The sequence below is a fragment of the Pectobacterium versatile genome, from assembly GCF_020166435.1.
Classification (GTDB): Bacteria; Pseudomonadota; Gammaproteobacteria; order Enterobacterales; family Enterobacteriaceae; genus Pectobacterium; species Pectobacterium versatile.
Genome location: NZ_JAINZP010000012.1, coordinates 101,939 through 119,550 on the forward strand (window position 1 = coordinate 101,939; position 17,612 = coordinate 119,550).

General features: G+C 56.6%; 16 protein-coding genes. 5 read left to right on the forward strand and 11 right to left on the reverse strand.

The window, feature by feature from the left end:
- The first annotated feature begins 143 nt into the window (after positions 1-143).
- The 3 genes from K7X24_RS14755 (at position 144) to K7X24_RS14765 (ending at position 4,343) form a co-directional block, all read left to right on the forward strand.
- Positions 144-1,076: a LysR family transcriptional regulator gene (locus K7X24_RS14755; RefSeq protein WP_224555545.1), complete on the forward strand. Its 933-nt coding sequence runs from the start codon at positions 144-146 to the stop codon at positions 1,074-1,076.
- A gap of 568 nt (positions 1,077-1,644) precedes the next feature.
- Positions 1,645-3,639 (forward strand): T6SS phospholipase effector Tle1-like catalytic domain-containing protein, encoded by a 1,995-nt coding sequence (locus K7X24_RS14760; RefSeq protein WP_224555546.1) that lies wholly within the window; start codon positions 1,645-1,647, stop codon positions 3,637-3,639.
- 17 nt (positions 3,640-3,656) lie between these two features.
- A complete protein-coding gene (locus tag K7X24_RS14765; RefSeq protein WP_224555548.1) occupies positions 3,657-4,343 on the forward strand; it encodes a DUF2931 family protein in 687 nt (228 codons plus the stop codon).
- Positions 4,344-4,474: 131 nt separating this feature from the next.
- Here K7X24_RS14765 and sctU read toward each other — a convergent pair whose 3' ends face one another.
- From sctU to sctW, 11 genes are read right to left on the reverse strand one after another with little or no spacing between them, the layout of a single operon-like run.
- Positions 4,475-5,554: a type III secretion system export apparatus subunit SctU gene (sctU, locus tag K7X24_RS14770; protein ID WP_039471862.1), complete on the reverse strand. Its 1,080-nt coding sequence runs from the start codon at positions 5,552-5,554 to the stop codon at positions 4,475-4,477.
- Positions 5,555-5,564: 10 nt separating this feature from the next.
- Complete coding sequence (sctT, locus tag K7X24_RS14775; protein WP_224555550.1) at positions 5,565-6,368, reverse strand: type III secretion system export apparatus subunit SctT; 804 nt, start codon at positions 6,366-6,368, stop codon at positions 5,565-5,567.
- Positions 6,369-6,374: 6 nt separating this feature from the next.
- The gene (gene sctS, locus K7X24_RS14780) at positions 6,375-6,635 is read right to left on the reverse strand and encodes a type III secretion system export apparatus subunit SctS (RefSeq protein ID WP_010302163.1); all 261 of its coding nucleotides are present in this window, start codon (positions 6,633-6,635) and stop codon (positions 6,375-6,377) included.
- Positions 6,636-6,642: 7 nt separating this feature from the next.
- The gene (sctR, locus tag K7X24_RS14785) at positions 6,643-7,296 is read right to left on the reverse strand and encodes a type III secretion system export apparatus subunit SctR (protein WP_010681683.1); all 654 of its coding nucleotides are present in this window, start codon (positions 7,294-7,296) and stop codon (positions 6,643-6,645) included.
- Positions 7,293-8,447: a type III secretion system cytoplasmic ring protein SctQ gene (sctQ, locus tag K7X24_RS14790; RefSeq protein WP_224555552.1), complete on the reverse strand. Its 1,155-nt coding sequence runs from the start codon at positions 8,445-8,447 to the stop codon at positions 7,293-7,295. The genes sctR and sctQ overlap by 4 nt, the downstream gene beginning before the upstream one ends.
- Complete coding sequence (locus K7X24_RS14795) at positions 8,444-8,977, reverse strand: type III secretion system HrpP C-terminal domain-containing protein (RefSeq protein ID WP_224555553.1); 534 nt, start codon at positions 8,975-8,977, stop codon at positions 8,444-8,446. The genes sctQ and K7X24_RS14795 overlap by 4 nt, the downstream gene beginning before the upstream one ends.
- Positions 8,974-9,411, reverse strand: a complete 438-nt coding sequence (locus tag K7X24_RS14800) for a type III secretion protein (RefSeq protein WP_224555554.1) — start codon at positions 9,409-9,411, stop codon at positions 8,974-8,976. Before K7X24_RS14800 ends, K7X24_RS14795 begins: the two co-directional genes overlap by 4 nt.
- Positions 9,401-10,768, reverse strand: coding sequence for a type III secretion system ATPase SctN (sctN, locus tag K7X24_RS14805; protein WP_039505707.1), 1,368 nt, complete (start codon positions 10,766-10,768; stop codon positions 9,401-9,403). The genes K7X24_RS14800 and sctN overlap by 11 nt, the downstream gene beginning before the upstream one ends.
- Positions 10,768-11,703 carry an FHA domain-containing protein gene (locus tag K7X24_RS14810; protein WP_103159840.1) on the reverse strand — a complete coding sequence of 312 codons (936 nt, stop codon included), beginning with the start codon at positions 11,701-11,703 and terminating at the stop codon, positions 10,768-10,770. The genes sctN and K7X24_RS14810 overlap by 1 nt, the downstream gene beginning before the upstream one ends.
- Positions 11,704-11,711: 8 nt before the next feature.
- Positions 11,712-13,814 carry a type III secretion system export apparatus subunit SctV gene (sctV, locus tag K7X24_RS14815; protein ID WP_125232765.1) on the reverse strand — a complete coding sequence of 701 codons (2,103 nt, stop codon included), beginning with the start codon at positions 13,812-13,814 and terminating at the stop codon, positions 11,712-11,714.
- The gene (gene sctW / locus K7X24_RS14820; RefSeq protein ID WP_224555555.1) at positions 13,811-15,019 is read right to left on the reverse strand and encodes a type III secretion system gatekeeper subunit SctW; all 1,209 of its coding nucleotides are present in this window, start codon (positions 15,017-15,019) and stop codon (positions 13,811-13,813) included. The genes sctV and sctW overlap by 4 nt, the downstream gene beginning before the upstream one ends.
- A gap of 327 nt (positions 15,020-15,346) precedes the next feature.
- On the opposite strand from sctW, the gene K7X24_RS14825 reads away from it, so the two are divergent.
- Both K7X24_RS14825 and K7X24_RS14830 read left to right on the forward strand, forming a co-directional pair.
- Entirely contained in the window at positions 15,347-15,892 is a 546-nt protein-coding gene (locus K7X24_RS14825; RefSeq protein WP_010302190.1) for an RNA polymerase sigma factor, read from the forward strand.
- Positions 15,893-16,133: 241 nt separating this feature from the next.
- Positions 16,134-17,603: a PAS domain S-box protein gene (locus tag K7X24_RS14830; RefSeq protein ID WP_224555556.1), complete on the forward strand. Its 1,470-nt coding sequence runs from the start codon at positions 16,134-16,136 to the stop codon at positions 17,601-17,603.
- The last annotated feature ends 9 nt before the right edge of the window (positions 17,604-17,612 follow it).

The following is a 17,612-nucleotide window of genomic DNA, read 5'->3' on the forward strand; positions in this document are numbered from 1 at the left end:
GCCTTTCCTTGCTGGATAATGTGCCGAAGTTACCGATATTTAAAGAAAAAACGAGCTTTGCAACAATAATAAAAATTGCAATTAAGCTTTGCTTTTAATATAAACCTGCGAATCCCCCCGTGATGTCTGAAAGGAACGCCGCCATGCACAGCTCCGAGATTCGTTATTTTCTAGTGGTTGCCACCACCGGTTCGCTCAGCGCCGCCAGTCAGCACCTGTTTGTGGCCGTTTCTGCGATCAGCCGCCAAATCCAGCGGCTGGAAGAACGCATCGGCGTGCCGCTTTTCGAACGTCATGCGCGCGGCATGGTTCTGAATGATGCAGGGCGAATTCTGGAAAATCATGTGCGTAAGAGCATGATGGACATGGATGCCGCCGTGGCGGAGATTCAGGGGCTGAAAGCCAGCCGTCGGGCGCTGCTGCGCATCGGTTGCACGGAAGGGATGGCGTTTGATCTGCTGCCGACGCTATTTGCGCGTTTTCGCCAGCATGACCCAGATACCACCTTTGCGCTGAAAGTCGACTCGGCGATGCAGGTGTCCCAGATGATCCGCAATGGTGAAGTGGATATCGCGCTCCAGTTTGCGCTGGCGCCCGAACAAGGCGTGAATGTGGAACTGGCGCTGCCTGCGCCGCTGATGTTGCTGATGTCTGACGATCACCCACTGGCGCAGCAGTCTATCCAACTGGCGGATCTGCATCCTTTCCCGCTGGCCTTGCCGGAATCCTCTACCACGTTGCGGCAGCTGTTCGACCTCTCATGCCGCATGAACGGCACCTTTCTGGAACCGACTCTGTGCTGCAACAATTTCACCACGCTGTATTACTATGCGATGAGCACGCCGGGGGCGGTCACCGCTTGTAGCTTCTATTCCGTGATGTATAAATGCTTACAGCAACCGATGCGCCTGAAGCCGCTTAACATCAAGCAGCTTGACCAGCGCTCGCTTCAGATTCAAACGCTGGCAGGCAAAGCGCATGCGCAGCAGCAGCAGGCTTTCCTTGATTTCATGATGGCGGAGCTGCGTCAGGGAGAAGCGTATTATCTGAGTCAGATCGCTACCGATACGGTTTGATACGGTTCATTGCTGTTTCTCCGGGTATCTCGATCTTTCCGCGAGCGATTTTACGTCTTTGCTTTACCTTCACTCCATCTCGATAATGTCGCGCTTTTGCTCATCTTCGAGCTGTCGCAGGACGCGATACACCTGCGCGACTGAGTTTTCAACCTGGCGAAATACTGCATCATGCTATCTATGCCACAGTAGGAGAAAGATCAGATCTATTTCTATGTGTGGTCTTTATCCAAATGAAATAATTTCAAAATTAATCAATTTATTGAGTTATTTTCGGTTCTTTTTTCATACTATTGAATTTTCATTTGCTTGCTATCCTTTGCTTGCCATTTTTTATTAAAGGACTCGCCTCAAGGATGTCACAGGGAACGTTTTCATTATTCTGCCTATTGCTTCACCCTCCTCAGCCCATTTGCCCTCTGCCGTGTGAATGTGCGTAATTTTTGTCCAACCTAAGTTTCTGCGCTTTATCCAAATTAGTGTTTACCAAAACGTATCGTGGTGTGAGCAGACTCAGACCACAATCTGGGACATTTCATTTTTCATCAGAGTTGACAGGAGTTAACCGATGGCAGCCGATCCTTATTGCATCCCCTGCGAACATTACGATTGCTGGATAGAGATTGATGTTCGTGATGAACACAACCGTTCGTTTAAGGGGCTAAAAGCGACACTCACCGACGATACCGGCAAGGCCGAAACGGTAACCCTTAAAGACGGGCCGACGTTGGTGCGCGGTTTTGCCGTTGGCCCGATAGCGGTCAAACTGGAGACGCAACCCTGGCTCAAGGCGGCGCAATCCCGTGAGGTCTTGAAGGAAGGGCAAAGTGCCGTGCCTGGCTATGTGGCAGAAAAAGTCGGGCATGAGGAAACCCCACGGGAACATGTTAAGGCCACCACCGGTGACCTGTGCCTGACTGCACCAGAACAACCGTTGCCAGAGGCGCATCAGGAGGGAAAAGCCGGAAACGTTCGCTTATTTACCAAACATTCCTACGTCATCGAGGTAAAAGGCTACCAGATCAACGTGCTGCGCATTGGCGTGTTCTTCGATGGCACGGGAAATAACACCTATAACGCCGAATCCGGCCTTAAAAAAGTAGAGCAATGGCTGGCAGAAACCTGTTCCGATCCGGCACAGCGGGAGAAAGAGCTACGCGGCTGCCAGATGGGACAGCTTCCAGTGAGTGACAGTGCGGCTAACGATAGAACAAACGTCTGGAAACTCTATGAGCAATTTAAAACAGGCAATGAAACCTTAAGTACACGCGCTTATATTAGCGGTATCGGTACACGCAATCCGGTCGCAGGAAAAGACGGCACGGAATACCAAACGGACGATATGCTGACAAAGGCGGTGGATATCGATTTTGGTGGTGAAAATACCTCCATTGTTGGCAAGGTGAATCTGGCGTGCGAACTGGGGATTGTTGCTGCGATCAAACGTGATTTAAGAGAGATATTACCCAATATTGAATGCATTCACCGGATCGTGTTCGATGTGTTTGGCTTCAGCCGCGGGGCGGCGGCGGCACGCCATTTTGTTAACGTCATCGACCAAAAGGCCGATCACCCGCTGGTGCAGGCGGTGGCAAAGACAGAGTCTATCCGCCTTAAAGCCGGGTTTGACTGGGCTAAACGGGACGATGTGCGTATCGCCTTTGTCGGGATTTTTGATACGGTCGCCTCATCGTATCATCCCAGCGTCAACATCCGTTTACGTGACGATTGTGCCGAACGGGTGGTGCATTTGACGGCGTTGGATGAAGTACGAAAGCACTTCCCCTTAACACGCGTCACTCCCACCGCGATTGGCACCAGCATCCCTCCGCACTTTACCGAACTGGCGCTGCCGGGCGCGCACTCCGATCTGGGCGGCGGCTATTACAGCCGCTGGAGCCTGCGTAACCCGAACAGCGACCCGGCGCTGACTGAATGTCTCGAACTGGAGCGCTTTATGAGCGAGGAACCGGCTGCTACGCCAGATACAGAAAGCCGCGCCTATCGTCAGGCCCGCGCCTATGCCGAAGAAAAAATGGCACAGGGCTGGGTAGGACGCCTCCAGCCGCATTTGCAGCGTGCAGCCATTCCACCGGTAGGGGCGATCAGTTTGATCCCCTACTCGTTTATCCGGCGGCACGGTAAGAATGATTCATGGCCGAAAAAAGCCGTCTATGTTGAGGTGGTGATGAGCCGCGTGGTGGAAGGGGAATACTCCCGCGTTCCGTTACATATGATGGTGGAAGCCGGGCGCGCCGTTGGCGTGCCGTTTAAGGCGTGGGATGCTAATGACCCTGTCGTTACTGTGGAGTCACTTGCCGCTAAGCTACCTGCCGTTAATTTGAAGGGGTTGGACCAGCACTGGGCGTTTGCAGCAGTCGAGCAGGGCGTGGTAAAGAACCTGAGTCAGCAACTCTCTGAGGAGGTTTATCGAGCGCTACGCCGCGACTATGTGCATCGCAGTGCCAGCAATCAGGGCATCGCCAGCCCAGCGAATACCAACAAACAGGAAACCACCGTGAGCAAGGAACGGCGGCATATCATCGGCAATCAGGAGGCATGATGTTCAGGTATTTTATTATGGTAGCCACGCTATGCGTTTCGCTGGTGGCTTGTTCAAGCCCGCATTCGATGACCCATGTTAACTGGAGCTATGGTACCGGCAGCAATATCGATGAAATTTGGACGACCAACGTTGAATTTTATCGTGATGGAACATTTATTGGTGGTTATCCAGGAGGCGGTGCGGGACCAAGTTCCAGTGCAAAACGGATTACGGAAAAGCGTTATTACTGGGCTGGAGGTGGAGGTCTGCCTGTAGATAGAATGGAGGTTCCCGATCGGGCGGTGATAGAAATAGTGTCCTTCTACGATCGCAAGCGGTACCGTATCACGGTAAATTTACCCGTAGATCTAACCCAGCAAATGCAACAGCGTTATCAGGTCGGTGGGCGTACAGACCAGCGTAATTGGCTCTATTTTGGTCTTTCCCCCGGTGGCTATTATGAGGTGCTATTGTTTGGAGATTTACTCGGCGTCAGTCCAGATCTCTTGCTTGCCCGCGGCATTGCTGAAGAGGTCACCGATGATTGGAGAGATAAAGTAATACCCTTGGAAAAACAATATGAAAAGCGTTGGGCTGAGTTCGACAAGGAGTACGGCGAACTGTTTAAACAGCACCCTATCCCCTTAGGCATGGACTGGGCACCGATCATGGATGCCTACCGTGCCAAGCAGCCCAAAACGGATCAGCAGCCGATTAAATAACGTGATGTCACTGACGCAACAGACTGGACGAGGGTCTGTTGCGTTGCCTTCTGGCAATCAGGATATCGCCAGACCAGCGAATACCAGCAAACAGGAAACAACCGTGAGCATTCACAGCACGAATTCCGCCTTCATTCCATCTCAATAATGTCGCGTTTTTGCTCGTCTTCGAGCTGTCGCAGGACGCGATACACCTGCGCGACGGCCTGAAGCGTTTCGCGCGGAATGTAATGGCCCTCCGGCGTGGTGCGATACAGTGTACGGGTCAGCCAGATGAAACGAATCACCGGAATGTCCGCTTTTTGCGCCTGCGCGATGAGATCGCGTGCGGCTTGGTTTTCTCCCTTAAACAAAATGCGCGGTAACGGCGTTTTGCCGGGGCGATAGTAGAGCCCCACTGCATAGTGCGTCGGGTTGACCAACAGCATATCAGCGTCTTCTATGTTGGCTTTGGGACGCGGGGCGGCAGGCTCGTTCATCAGTTCGTGCGCCAGCGATTTGCGGTGACCTTTCATATGCGGATCGCCTTCGGAATCCTTGTGTTCGTTGCGTAAATCCTCGTGGCTCATCCGTTGCTGCTTGAGAAAGAAATACTTTTGCAGGCCGAAATCCAGTGCGGACAGCACCAGCAACGCCGTCAGCGTGGTGCGGGCAATGCGCGTGAGCAGGGCTTTCACCCCTTGCCAGAAGCCGTGTAGATCGCCATAGGACAATTCGACCAGCGCTTCCAGCTCCGGCACCACCACTTTATAAAAGACCGTACCAATCACCACCGCCTTCAGAATATTGGTCAGCATCTCCACCAGCTTGCGCATCGAAAACATCTGCTTGAACTGGTTGATGGGGTTCAGACGGTTGAGATCGAGCTTCAGCGCTTCGGGCGCAAACAGCGGACCATACTGGAGCCAGCCGCCCACCACGCGCAGCAGCACGGCAATGGCGGCGGCTAACAGGCAGAGCGTGCCCGCCAGCACAGCAGCATCGTGGAACACCTCTTTCGCCACCTGCGCAAACGGGGCATCCAGCCGTTGCAGCGGCAGTTGTACCAGCGTTTGCAGTTTCCCCATCGTGCTGTCTGCTAATGCCAATACGCATTCCAGTAGGCCGACGCAGATCAGCAGCTTGGGCACATCCTGACTTTGCCCAACTTCTCCTTTACGGCGTGCGTCTTCGAGTTTTTTCTCTGTGGGTTCTTCCGTTTTCTCGCTCATCAGCTCCGCCTTATTCGCTGTTCGATGCCGTAAAAAGCAGCGGGAGCAGGTGCTTGAGATCTGGCAGCCCCTGAAGTTTGTGGTCGCCTAAATATTGCAGCACTGGCAGGTAAACGATGAAAAAGGCCATCCCCACCAGACACTTGGCCGGAATGGACAGGACAAACACCTGAAGCTGCGGGCTATACAGGCTGAGTAGCGCAATGCTGAATTCCAACAGCAGCAGCAGTGCGACCAGCGGCCCGGCGTACACCACCAGATGAGTGAAGGTGTCGGCCAACAGGCTGAGATAGACCTCAAACCCTTGTTCGCCCGGCGCGGGCAGCCAGGACAGCATCGGCCAGATCTGGTAGCTGTCCCAAATCAGCTGCGTCAGCCCTTTCAGGCCGATACCGATAATCAACAGCAGAATCAGCGTCTGTTTCAGCAGATGGCCGAGCGGCGTGGCGTCCGAGCCCAGCGCGGGGTTGAGCTGGCCGCCCATGAGCGCGCCGCGCTGGTTATCAAACAGGGCACCGACGGATTCAAACAGCCAGAATGGCATCGCCAGAATCAGCGCGATGAGAAGCCCGACAATAACCTCTTTCAGCAACAGGCCGGGCAGCATCGGCCAGGACAGCGGCGTCAGCAGAAGCTGCTGCTGCACGATGGGGGCGGGCAGCAGCGTCAGGGAAATCACCACGGCGTTGCGTGTCATGCCTTTCAGCACGTTGAGTGAAAAAACTGGCACCAGAATAAAGCAGGGATACAGCCGGGCGATGCCGAGCGTAATGGCGATGATAAAATCGTAAACGTGCTGAATGGTGGCGATCATGCGGCGTTATACCCCGGTGTGCGCAATCATGTTGAATGCGGTGATAGCTAACTGCATCAGCTCTACGCCAATCCAGCGCCCGCAGAGCGCCAGCGCCAGCCCGACGGAAATCAGTTTGACGGCAAAGGGCAGCGTCTGATCCTGCAACTGCATCACCGCCTGTAACAGCGAAATCAGCACGCCGACGATCACCGCAACCAGCAGAGGCGGCGCAGAGAGCAGCACGACCATCACCATGGCCTGACGGAAAAGTGTGATTATTTCCATCGTGGCCTCACAGGTAGCTGTAGAACAGGCCGTCCAGCAGCCGCGTCCAGCCGTTGACCAGCACGAACAGCAGCAGCTTTAACGGCAGCGAGAGCGTCATTGGCGCGACCATTTGCATCCCCAGCGCCAGCAGCACGTTTGAGACAATGAGGTCGATGACGATAAACGGGATATAGATCAGGAAGCCGATTTTGAACCCGGCCTGTAGCTCCGACAGCACGAAAGCCGGGATCACCAACAGCAGATTCTGCGTGTTTACCTTTTCGGACAGCGATGCAGGCCACATTTGCAGGCTGTTCTCGTGCAGGTGGGTGAGAATATCCGGGTCAACGTTGCGTGACATAAACGTTTGCAGCGGCTCCAGCCCGTAGGTCACGCTGGCCTGAAGCGACGTGATGTCGGTCATATCCAGCGGCTTTTCCTGCACGCGTTTGCTGATGTCCTGAAACACCGGTGCCATGACAAACAGCGTTGCCGCGAGTGCGATACCGTACAGCGCCATGTTGGGCGGCACTTGTTGTACCCCGATGGCGTTGCGGGTAATCAGCAGCACAATCGCAATCTTCAGAAAGCAGGTGCAGACAATCATCATCAGCGGAATCAGGGAAAGGGCGCCCAGAAAGAGCGCAAACATCAACGGATCGAACGCGCCAGAGGTCATGGTGCCAGCTCCGGTTCGGCGGCGTATTCTTCGTCCGCTATCGGCAGTTCGTGCGAGGGTGCGGAAAAGCACTGGGTAATCTGTAGCCCTAGTCGGCCTTCCACATCGACCAGATCGCCGCTCGCCAGGGCGATATCGCCGTGATACAGCCAGGCTTGCCCCGGCACCACGTCGCGCAGCGTCAGCACGCTCCCGCTGGCAAGATGCTGCAATTCCGCCAGCGTCATCGTCAGGCTGCCGCAGCGAATGTGTAAGCTGACCGGCAGCGGCGGTAAGTTTTCAGTGACGTTGTCACTCATTGGCGTGAATTCAAGCGCTGACGCATCTGAGTGGGGAGCGGCTAGCATCGTGTCGGTAGCGGGCATTGAGACAGTCTCCATGTCGGTAACGGTAAAGGTGTAGGGGGCGAGTTCCGTAAGCTGTAGTGTGCCGCGCAGGCGCAGCGCGCCGGATGACAGCGTTCCCTCGCCGGAAGGGGCAAACCACGAGCGGTTGGGTAGAATAAGATCGCCCGTACGCAAACGGCGTAACGCGGACAGCGGCAGCACGGCATCAGCCAGCGTGAGCGGGATGGCGATAGTTATTCCTGCGGGTAGCGTACGGCGTTGGTGGTGCCAGTCGGCACGGGAAAACAGCGCCAGCCAGACGGCGTCAGTGGCCTGCATCCGGCTGCGCACGGTCATGCCGTTCCAGTTCACGCTGAGCCAGGCAGCCTTGTGATTCTGCTCTGTTGAATCCTGTTCTTTCTGCCCACTTTCTTGCTGAGGAAGGCTTAGCGGATAGATTTCCCCGATCAGCATCCGCAGCACGGGGTTAAGCGACTGGTTGTAGAGCGTCCAGTACCATTCCTGTGCCGCGTCATCGTCTTGTGTGAGGGGCAGCAGCGGGCAATCCGACAGCAGGCTGAGCACAGGAAACGGATCGGCCAGTGAGACATGGCCGATATTGCTCCGCCAACGGCTTGCCTGTGTGGTGAACGAGTCCTCTGCCTGCTCGCGTACATTCGCCAGTTGAAGGTGCAGGCGGCCAGCCAGTCCGTCGCGGATAAACGGCAGCGATAGTCCAGTGGCCAGCACCGATCGGATATGCGCGTGCTGCGCGCACAGGGCCGGCAGCGTCAGCGGTCTGATGTGCTGTAGATTCGGATTCATCGCTCATACTCTCTGGCGTCAAAACGCAGATTTATCGGGCAGTCCAGCGCGCTGGAGAGCGAATGACGGCAGGCTTCACGCCGATCTTTTAACTGGTGGTAGCTCTCCCGGCTGAAACGCAGGGAAATATCCCAGCCGCGCGGCACCAGCGTGGCTAACCGCGCATCGATATCGCCCAACTGCGGCAGTTGCAGGCTAAAAGCAAACGGCGGGGCGCAGATGTTGTCCATCGCCTCAATCAGTTCACATTGCAGCGGCTGCCACTGTGGCGGTGTCACATTTTGTGGGCTGTCCGGTGCCTCACTCTGCAACGGCGGTGGGGCGTTGATGGGGCCGCCTGGCGCTAAGGCGAAAGGCGCTTCCTGATAAAACGCGTCCTCAAAGCCGTCTGAAAATGTGAAGGCCTCCCAGAAATCCCTATGGTGTGGATCGTGCTGTGGATCGTCGGCGCTTGAGGATTTGCCGTGCAGCGCGGCCTGCGCGTTCTGCGTCGCCTTGGATTCGGGGGACGCAATCTGTCGGTTATTCATACGTGCTCCTGAGGTAACGTAAGCAGATATTCCAGCTTCTCCACTGCTTTCTGGCATTGGCGAGTAGCGTCTCGGGCGTGATCCACCTGACGCTGCTGGTCGTGGTGTTGCTGCTGTGTGGCCTGCACCTGCTGCGTTTCTGTCGCTATCTCGCTGAGTAAGCGCTGTTCGGCGGCAAGGCGCGTTTTCAGGTTTTCCAGCGTTTGGCATTGCCCCTGGGTTTCTCGGGCAAACTGGTCGCGCTGCGTCTGGCTGGCTTGTTGCAGCGCCTCGACCTGCTGTTGATGATGGCGTTGCTGTTCCGCAATTCGGAGCAACTGATTTTCTTCCTGCCGCTGCTGACGCTCGCTGCGGCTTAAGCGCTGGCGGCGTATCGGCATCAGCAGGTTCAACACGGTCTGTAACTCCGCATCGCGTTCGGTGTTATGGGGCATAGCGGCTGACTCCGGCGAGCTGTTGTTGAATCACGCCATACGGCATCGGTTCACGCATCGACTGACGCAGAAACTGCGTGATTTCTGCCTGAGCGTTGACGGCGGAATCGGTCAACACGTCATGGCCGGGTTGGTATTCGCCGAGACGGATCAGCATCTCGACCTGCTTGTAAGCTGCCATCAGTCGCCGTACGCCGCCCGCGTTGCGAGTGTGATCGGTATCCACGACGTTACTCATGGTACGGCTCAGGCTGGCCAGCACGTCGATAGCCGGATAGTGCCCCTGTTCAGCCAGTCGTCGGGCGAGCACGATGTGCCCGTCGATCAGCGAACGCACTTCGTCGGCGACCGGATCGTTCATGGAGTCCTGCTCGATCAGCACGGAATAGAGCGCGGTGATGGCACCGTCTTCCGTTTGTCCGGCGCGCTCGACCAGACGCGGCAGCAGCGTATAAACTGACGGCGGTAGCCCGCCGCGCCCCTGCGGTTCCCCGAGCGCTAGACCGATTTCACGCTGGGCGCGGGCGAAACGCGTCAGGGAATCAATAATCAGCAGCACCTGACGGCCTTCGGCACGGTAAGCCTCGGCGATGGCGGTGGCGGTGAACGCCGCGCGGGCGCGTTCCATACTGCTGCGGTCGGAGGTGGAACACACCAGCACGGTGCGGCTGCGCAGTTCATCGTCCAGCTCGTGATCGAGAAATTCACGCAATTCGCGACCACGTTCGCCAATCAGCCCGAAAACGATGGCGTCGCACGGCGTATTACGCGCCAGCTCGGCCAGCAGCGTGGTTTTACCGCAGCCCGCACCGGCGAAAATGCCGACGCGCTGCCCCTGACCGATAGTTAGCAGGCCATCGACGGCGCGTAATCCGGTGGGGAGCGGCTGGCTGATGCGCGGTCGGGAGGTCGGCGGCGGGGCATCGCCCAGCACTGGCTGCGTGCGCCCCGTAGCATGACCCGGCTCGACAAACGCGCTCTCGCCGCCGTCTTCCAATGCCCGCCCAAACCCGTCCAGCACGCTGCCCAGCAAACGATCTGACACCTGAATGCAGTGCGGCTGATACAGCGGCGTCACGGCGGCACCCTGAGCGATGCCGTCCAGCGCACCGAGCGCGGAGAGAAAGGTGTTGTCCGGGCTGAACCCTACGACTTCGGCCATCATCTGGCTGTCGTCCTGACGGGCCACCCAGCACAGATCGCCAATACGCGCCTGCGGCAGGCTGCACTCCAGCAAAATGCCGCTGACGGCCATGACGCGGCCTTTTTTCTCCACGGGCGCGTAGTTCGCCAGATGCTGGCGCTGCTGTGCGACCCACTGGTCGAGCAGCGGAAAAGAAGAAGGTTGCGTCTGCATTACCAGTTCACCGTTATCTGTTGTCTGCCGCTGAATTCAATCTGGTGCTCATCAATTCTCACCAGACGCAGGTTGTCTACCTCATCGCCGATGAAAAAGCGCTGACCGTCCGCCGTGACGACGTTGGCGCGCGACCCGCTGGTCACCTGAACGATCTGAAACGGCAGTTGCTCCGTTTTCAGCTGCGTGCGGTTATCCACGGACAGCGCGGTTCTATAACGTTGGTGGAGTTGAGCGAGCATCCGTTCCAGCTTTTTTTGATCGTCCGGCGTGACTTGCCCGGTGAGCGTGAGGCGATCTTGATACGCCGCCACTTTCACGGCCGTGCTCAGTTCTCGCTCCTGTAACATAATGCGCAGCGTGCTTTCCAGCTGTGGCAATGTGCCGAGCGGCTTACGGGTATCCTGCGGCGACGGAGCGGCGGGCATCGCGACGCTCTCCTGTAGCTGCCAACTGCCGACCATCACCAGCAGCAACGCGCCAAGCAGCAGATAGCTGGCTTTAGCCCACAGCGGTAGGCGTGTCGAGGGTGCGGGTGTAGGAAGCGGCGCAGCGGTATGAACGGGTGTGTCGTCGATGGGCATATCCGCTGGGGGAACGTGCTCTTCCGCCGTCGGAGGGGCTTCGTTATCGTCAGGCCAAGGGGTATCGGCCGCCACAATGCAGAGCCAAATCTGCCCCAGCGCAAACGGCGTGCCTAGCGGCAGAGCGTCAATCTGCTCGACGGTATGGCCTTCCGCATTACACAACGCGCCATCCTGTGCGCTGAGTGCCCAGCCGTCAGCGGTCTTCTCCAACTGGCTGTGATACGGCGCAATGCCGGGATCGTAAAGCACGAGATCGGCGTCATCGGCTGCACCGATGCGCCAGGCGTTTCCGCAGAGCGGCAGCGCCGCACCGCGATGTAAACCAGTCAGCACGCGTAATTCAAACATGATGTTTCCTATGCGCTAAAGGGATCGGGGGAGTCGTACAGATCGAGACGTCCAATGACGTTGATCGACAGGGTGGATTCCAGTTCGGTGAAGGACAGCACCGGAACGTGGTGAAATTCGTCCTGCAACAGCGTGCGCAGCGGGCTGCGTAAATCCTGTGCCACCAGTACCAGACTGCGATGCGACGAAAACGGCGGAAACGCCTGCCGCAGCTGGCCGAGTAGCGTGGAGGCGTAGTCCTGCGTCAGGGCGAAGAAAGTTTCGTTCTGCGTCTGGCGCAGCGCATCACGCAGCAGCTCTTCGCTTTCCGGCGTTAGCAGCCAGACGGCAAGGTTGTTTTCGTCGCTGTACTGGTGGCAGATTTGCGATTTGAGTGCCAGACGCACGTAGTCGGTCAGCGCCAGCGTGTCCCGTTCGTGCTGACCGACTTCAATCAGCGCCTCGGCGATGGGGCGCACCGACCGCAGGGGTACGCGTTCGGAAGCCAGTCGTTGCAGCACGCTGGCAAAACGCGAGAGCGGCATGATGCGCTGAAGCTCTTGCGCCAATTCAGGCTGTTCGCTCTCCAGCCAGGCCAGAATGGATTTGGTTTCCTGCAAACCAATAAACTGTGAACCGGTGCGGTGAATGGCCTGTTCCATGCGCGCCAGAATCAGCTCACCCGCCGTCCAGCGCGGCACGTCGTCGGGCTGCTGCGTGATATGTGCCAGAGGCAGCCAGAGCCACTGACTTTCATCCCGTAGCGTGGGGCCGGGCGTGGCGAGGGCGGCATCCGTCGGTTCGACGGCACCGCTGGCAACGGCCAGCCGGTCGGTGACAAACGTGGCTTTAACGTAGGGAATCTCATAGACGCAAAACTGAAATTCATCTTCCGCTAGCCGATCACTGAATTCGATATCAAAGGACGGCAGCGTAAAGCCAAAACGATAGACCAGCTTGTTACGCAGACGGCGGATATTCTGGACCAGCGCCGTTGCCGTTGGCTGCCCTTGCCAGACCGGATGAAACAGCAGCAAATAGGCGCGCGTGGGGTTGAAGCGCCGCAGATCCTGATAGCCGTTCTGTTCAGCGGGCATATTGTCCGCTTCCAACTGGTTGGCATCGAGCTGGCCCTGTTGTTTGATGCGCCAGAGCTGGAACAGACCGCTGCCGAGTGAGGCCAGACTGATGGTGACAAACACCAGCGTCGGCATCCCCGGCAGCAGCGCAAAGCCAAACATGCCGAGGGAGGAGATGATCCACGCTTTGGGCTGGCTGGTGAGCTGTTCGGCAATTTCGCGACCAATATTGGCATCCACTTTTTGCCCGTCGGCTGAGACGCGGGTGATGATCATCCCAGCGGTCAGCGATATCAGCAGGGCCGGAATCTGGGCGATCAGACCGTCGCCGATGGTCAATACCGAGTAGACGTGCATCGCATCGGAGGCGGCCATATTGTGCTGCAACACGCCGATGGCGAAGCCGCCGATCATGTTGATGAACACGATCACCAGCGACGCAATGGCATCGCCTTTAACGAACTTCATCGCGCCGTCCATTGCCCCGAATAGCTGGCTTTCTTTCGCCAGATTTTCCCGCCGCTGCCGTGCCTGATGGGCTTCGATTAATCCGGCACGCAGATCGCTGTCGATGGACATCTGTTTACCGGGCATCGCATCAAGCGTGAAGCGTGCCGCTACTTCAGCCACGCGCTCGGAGCCTTTGGTGATCACCAGAAAGTTCACCACCGTCAGAATCAGGAAAATTACCAGACCGACCGCCAGATTCCCGCCCACCACGTAGTTACCGAAGGCTTCGACGATATGGCCACCGTCCTGCTGGAGCAAAATCTGGCGCGTGGTGGAAATAGAGATCGCCAGCCGGAACATGGTGGTCAGCAGCAGCACGGCCGGAAACGTCGAGAAAGCCAGCGGCTTGGGCAGATACATTGCCAGCACGATCAGCAGAGAAGAAACGCAGATATTGAGCGCGATCAGCACATCGATCAGTCCGGTGGGCAGCGGGATGATCATCATGAAGACAATGGACATCACGATGACCGCGCCAACGACCTCCGAGCGCTGCATCGCGCTCAGCGCAATGCGGTTCAGCCAGATAATTAACAGATTCATGGCTGCTCCTTATCCGAGTCGCGCGCATTCTGTTTGTGCCGCGATGCGGTATCACGCTGCGTCAGTTCATCATGCTGAGTGCTTTTGGCCTGCTGTTTTTCATATTGAGCGATATCGCCAATCATGCCGCGTATCAGTTGGATCGCCGTTTGCCTGTTTTTACTGTCTCGCCACAGCGGATGCGGCAGGTCGCTGACGAGCGGTAGCAGGGCGCTGAAAAACATCGCCTGATGTTGCACCTGCGTACCGGCCACTTCCCGCCCGAGATTATGCAGGTCGCGGGCATAGGCACCGTTGGCGCTCAGGCCAATCAGGCGGCGGGTTAGCTCCACGGCACCGAGCGTAAAGGCGGGCACTTTGTTCGCTAGCCGAGTGAGCAGCGTCTGGCTGGATGACAGCGTATGGCTCAGGTGGCGGGAATCGTTGAGATTGCTCAGCATTTTGCTGAGTACGGCTTTCGGAATCGACGGCGTCAGCGAGGCAATATCCGCCGCCAGCGCCCGTTGCAACGTGCGCAGCCCAATGGAAAAGGTCGCGGCGTCAAAGCGTTCCAGCAGGGAATCCAGCAGCGCGCTGGCCGACTGCTGATGCACGATTTTTTGGTAATACAGTTCACGCATCGCCTGTTTTTGTTCCGGCTGGGTGCTGAATAGCGCAATGGCCGTTGCCGTATTCAGACCGGCCCGGACTTCCGGCCCTTTCTCCTGATGCAACTGCTGTAACGCACTTTCCGCTGCCGCGGTCAGCTCAGGCTGTTGGGGAGATTGTTGCTGGATGTGGCGCAGCAGAATATCGCCGCGCGCCGGATCGTTGCCTGCGGCTTCCAGCACCGCTTCAAGCGACGGCGAACCTTGCTGCATCAGCAGGTCGCGCAGGCGGCTCAGCTGCTGATCGAGCGTACTTTGCGACGGATTTTCCAGCATCCTGAACAGTTCTGTCAGTTTCTCAATCCGTTCGACATTGGCGGTCGCGCGCGCGTCCGGCTGCTGGGCGATGTGGCGCCGATTCAGCGATTTGCTTCTTCGCTCAGCTTGCTCGCCAAATGCCATCGCGACTTCTTCCATCGAGGTGGATAACGGCAAACCGGGGGAGGCAGGGTGAGAACTCGTCTGCTGCACCGTGGCCTGTGGCACGGGATCGTCATCCACGACGACGGGGCGCGGCAGGGTGCTGCTGGAGGGAAGGACAGTCGGCATTTTGATCATGATGTCATCCTGAATAAATCGGCTACGTGTCGTGGTGTGAACGTGCAGCGGTATGAATGTATTGCTGTGTGGACGCAGAAAAGGATGGGTTCCCCGATGTGAAGTCATCGGAGCAGGCCGAATTTGATGGCAGATTGGCGTAAATGTCGTTTTACTGATTGCAATAACTTGCAATTTCACGCTGTTGGCGTTGGCAATAAGTGGCGTGATAAAAAGCAAAGTGAAAAATAACTGATTAAAAATCAGTGTGATAAAAAACATTTCGGGCTGGCACAAGGCTTGCTCTTCCGTTTTTGCCAATGGGGCACAACAACGGAGAGTCAGCAAATGGAAATGTCCACCCTGAAACACATCGAACAGACCCCTTCGCTTTACCCAGCGTTATCTGTCGATTGGGAACAGGTGTTTCGTCAACACGGAAAGAAATTGCATAACTTTATCCGCAAGCGCGTTAGCAACCGTGACGACGTTGAGGATTTACAGCAAATGACCTATCTGGAAGTGCTCAAACATCAGGATAAATTTGCGGGAGCATCGCGGCCGGAGACGTGGGTATTCGGTATTGCCCTCAACCTGGTTCGCAATTATTTCAAGCAGGCACGCCAGCGCGCTCAGGAAATGGGCGATGAGATGCTGGAACATATCGCGATAGATCTCGATCCCGGCGCTATCACCGAAAGCCAGCGGGCATTGAAACGCGCGATGGATGCCATCGTCTCACTGCCTGAAGATACCCGTCAGATGCTGATGCAATTGCTGGATACCGATGCCAGCTATCAGGATCTCGCGTTGCAGTTGGAGATCCCGATCGGTACGGTGCGGTCGCGGCTGTCTCGTGCCCGAAGTGTGATTCGTCAGGCCGTAGAATCCTGACGGCATTTCACGGGGCGAAAGGACGCACCTGCACCCGCCGTTTTTCACTGACTGAGGTGGTGACCGCTTTATTTAATGATGGCGGTTGCCGTTCAGTTCGTGGTCGCACGCCGTGATATCAGGTCGCATTGATGCCGTTGCAGGGTTCCCTGTCCATCTTCTGGAATGTTGAGACGCCGTATTGCGCTACCTGCACGGCGGGTGGCTGCACAACAGTCTTAATTCAAATAAGGAGATGGCAATGATGTTCACCCAACCTTTTCGTTCCGATGAGAAAACCAAAGCCCCCGAGCTTGAACTGGTGGATTTTGCATTTGGCCGCATCAAGGACGCGATTTATATCGTCAACGAAGATCAGCGTTTTTGTTACGCCAATGAAGCAGCCAGCCAGACACTGGGCTACAGCATTACGGAATTCATGCATTTGAGCGTTGCCGATATCGATCCCGACTGGGTCGCTGAGCATAGCTCGCCCGACTGGTTTCAGGAATACGCATCGGGCGTCGGCACCACGTTTGAAACCAGGCACCTTACCCGCAATGGCATGGCGATTCCGGTCGAGGTCAATCTCACGCATTTCCAACACAGAGGACGTAGCTACAACATGTGTGTAGTCAGAGATATCAGGGAACGTAGACATATTGAACAGTTGGCCTACGCGCGAGAACAGGAATTTCGCGCGCTGGTTGAGAACACACCGGATTTGATTATCCGCTTCGATCCCAACCTGAACTGCCTGTACGCCAACCCCGCCAGTCTGAAACATCTGGATTTCACCATAGAGCAACTTCGGGGTCGTATGATTACGGAACTGATGCCCGGTGTGGGCTGTGCGATCCGCATGGAACAGCTGGTGCGGCTGGTTGTCGATACCCGCAGCAGTGCGGAAGGCGAGGTCATGGAAGAACTGGGGAGAGGTGAGCAGCGTCATCATCATATTCACCATATTCGCTGTGTGCCCGAATTCGATCAGCACGGCGCGCTGGTGTCCATTCTGACCGTCGGACGGGACATTACGGCGATTCGCTATGCGGAGAAAAAACTGGTCGATTCGCATATGCAATTGCGGTTGCTGGCGCGCCAGCGTGAGATTTCACGCGAAGAAGAGCGTAAGCATATCGCTCAGGAAATTCACGATGAGCTGGGGCAGCACCTGACCACGATCCGCATGAGCCTGTCGCTAATGCGGATGTGTTTTGCCAAGGAAAATCCAGAGATGCAGGCGCATTTGCAAAAGCTGATGCAGTTGGCGGACCAAACGATCCAGGTGGTGCGTAATGTTTCGACTCGGCTCAGGCCGAATGTATTGAATATGGGGCTGACGCCTGCGCTGGAATGGCTGTGCGACGAATTTAACCGGCATTACAGCGCAACCTGTCTGCTGCGAACGTTGGGAGAACCGCTGGCGCTTAATGACGAAAGCACCACGGCGGCCTTTCGCGTCGTGCAGGAGTCGTTGACTAACGTGGCGCGCTACGCCGCCGCCACACAGGTAATCATTACGCTGGATAACCAGCCGGACTGCGTGGTGTTGTGTACCAAGGACAACGGTAAAGGTTTTGATTCTCGCGCTAAAAATAAAAATGCCTTCGGACTCATGAGCATGAAAGAGCGTGGACGAATGTTGGGAGGCGAAGTGGTTATTGAAAGCGCGCCCAGCAAAGGCACGTTGGTGCAGCTAACGTTTCCTAAACATGGCTATACCCGCTAACCGCGGGAT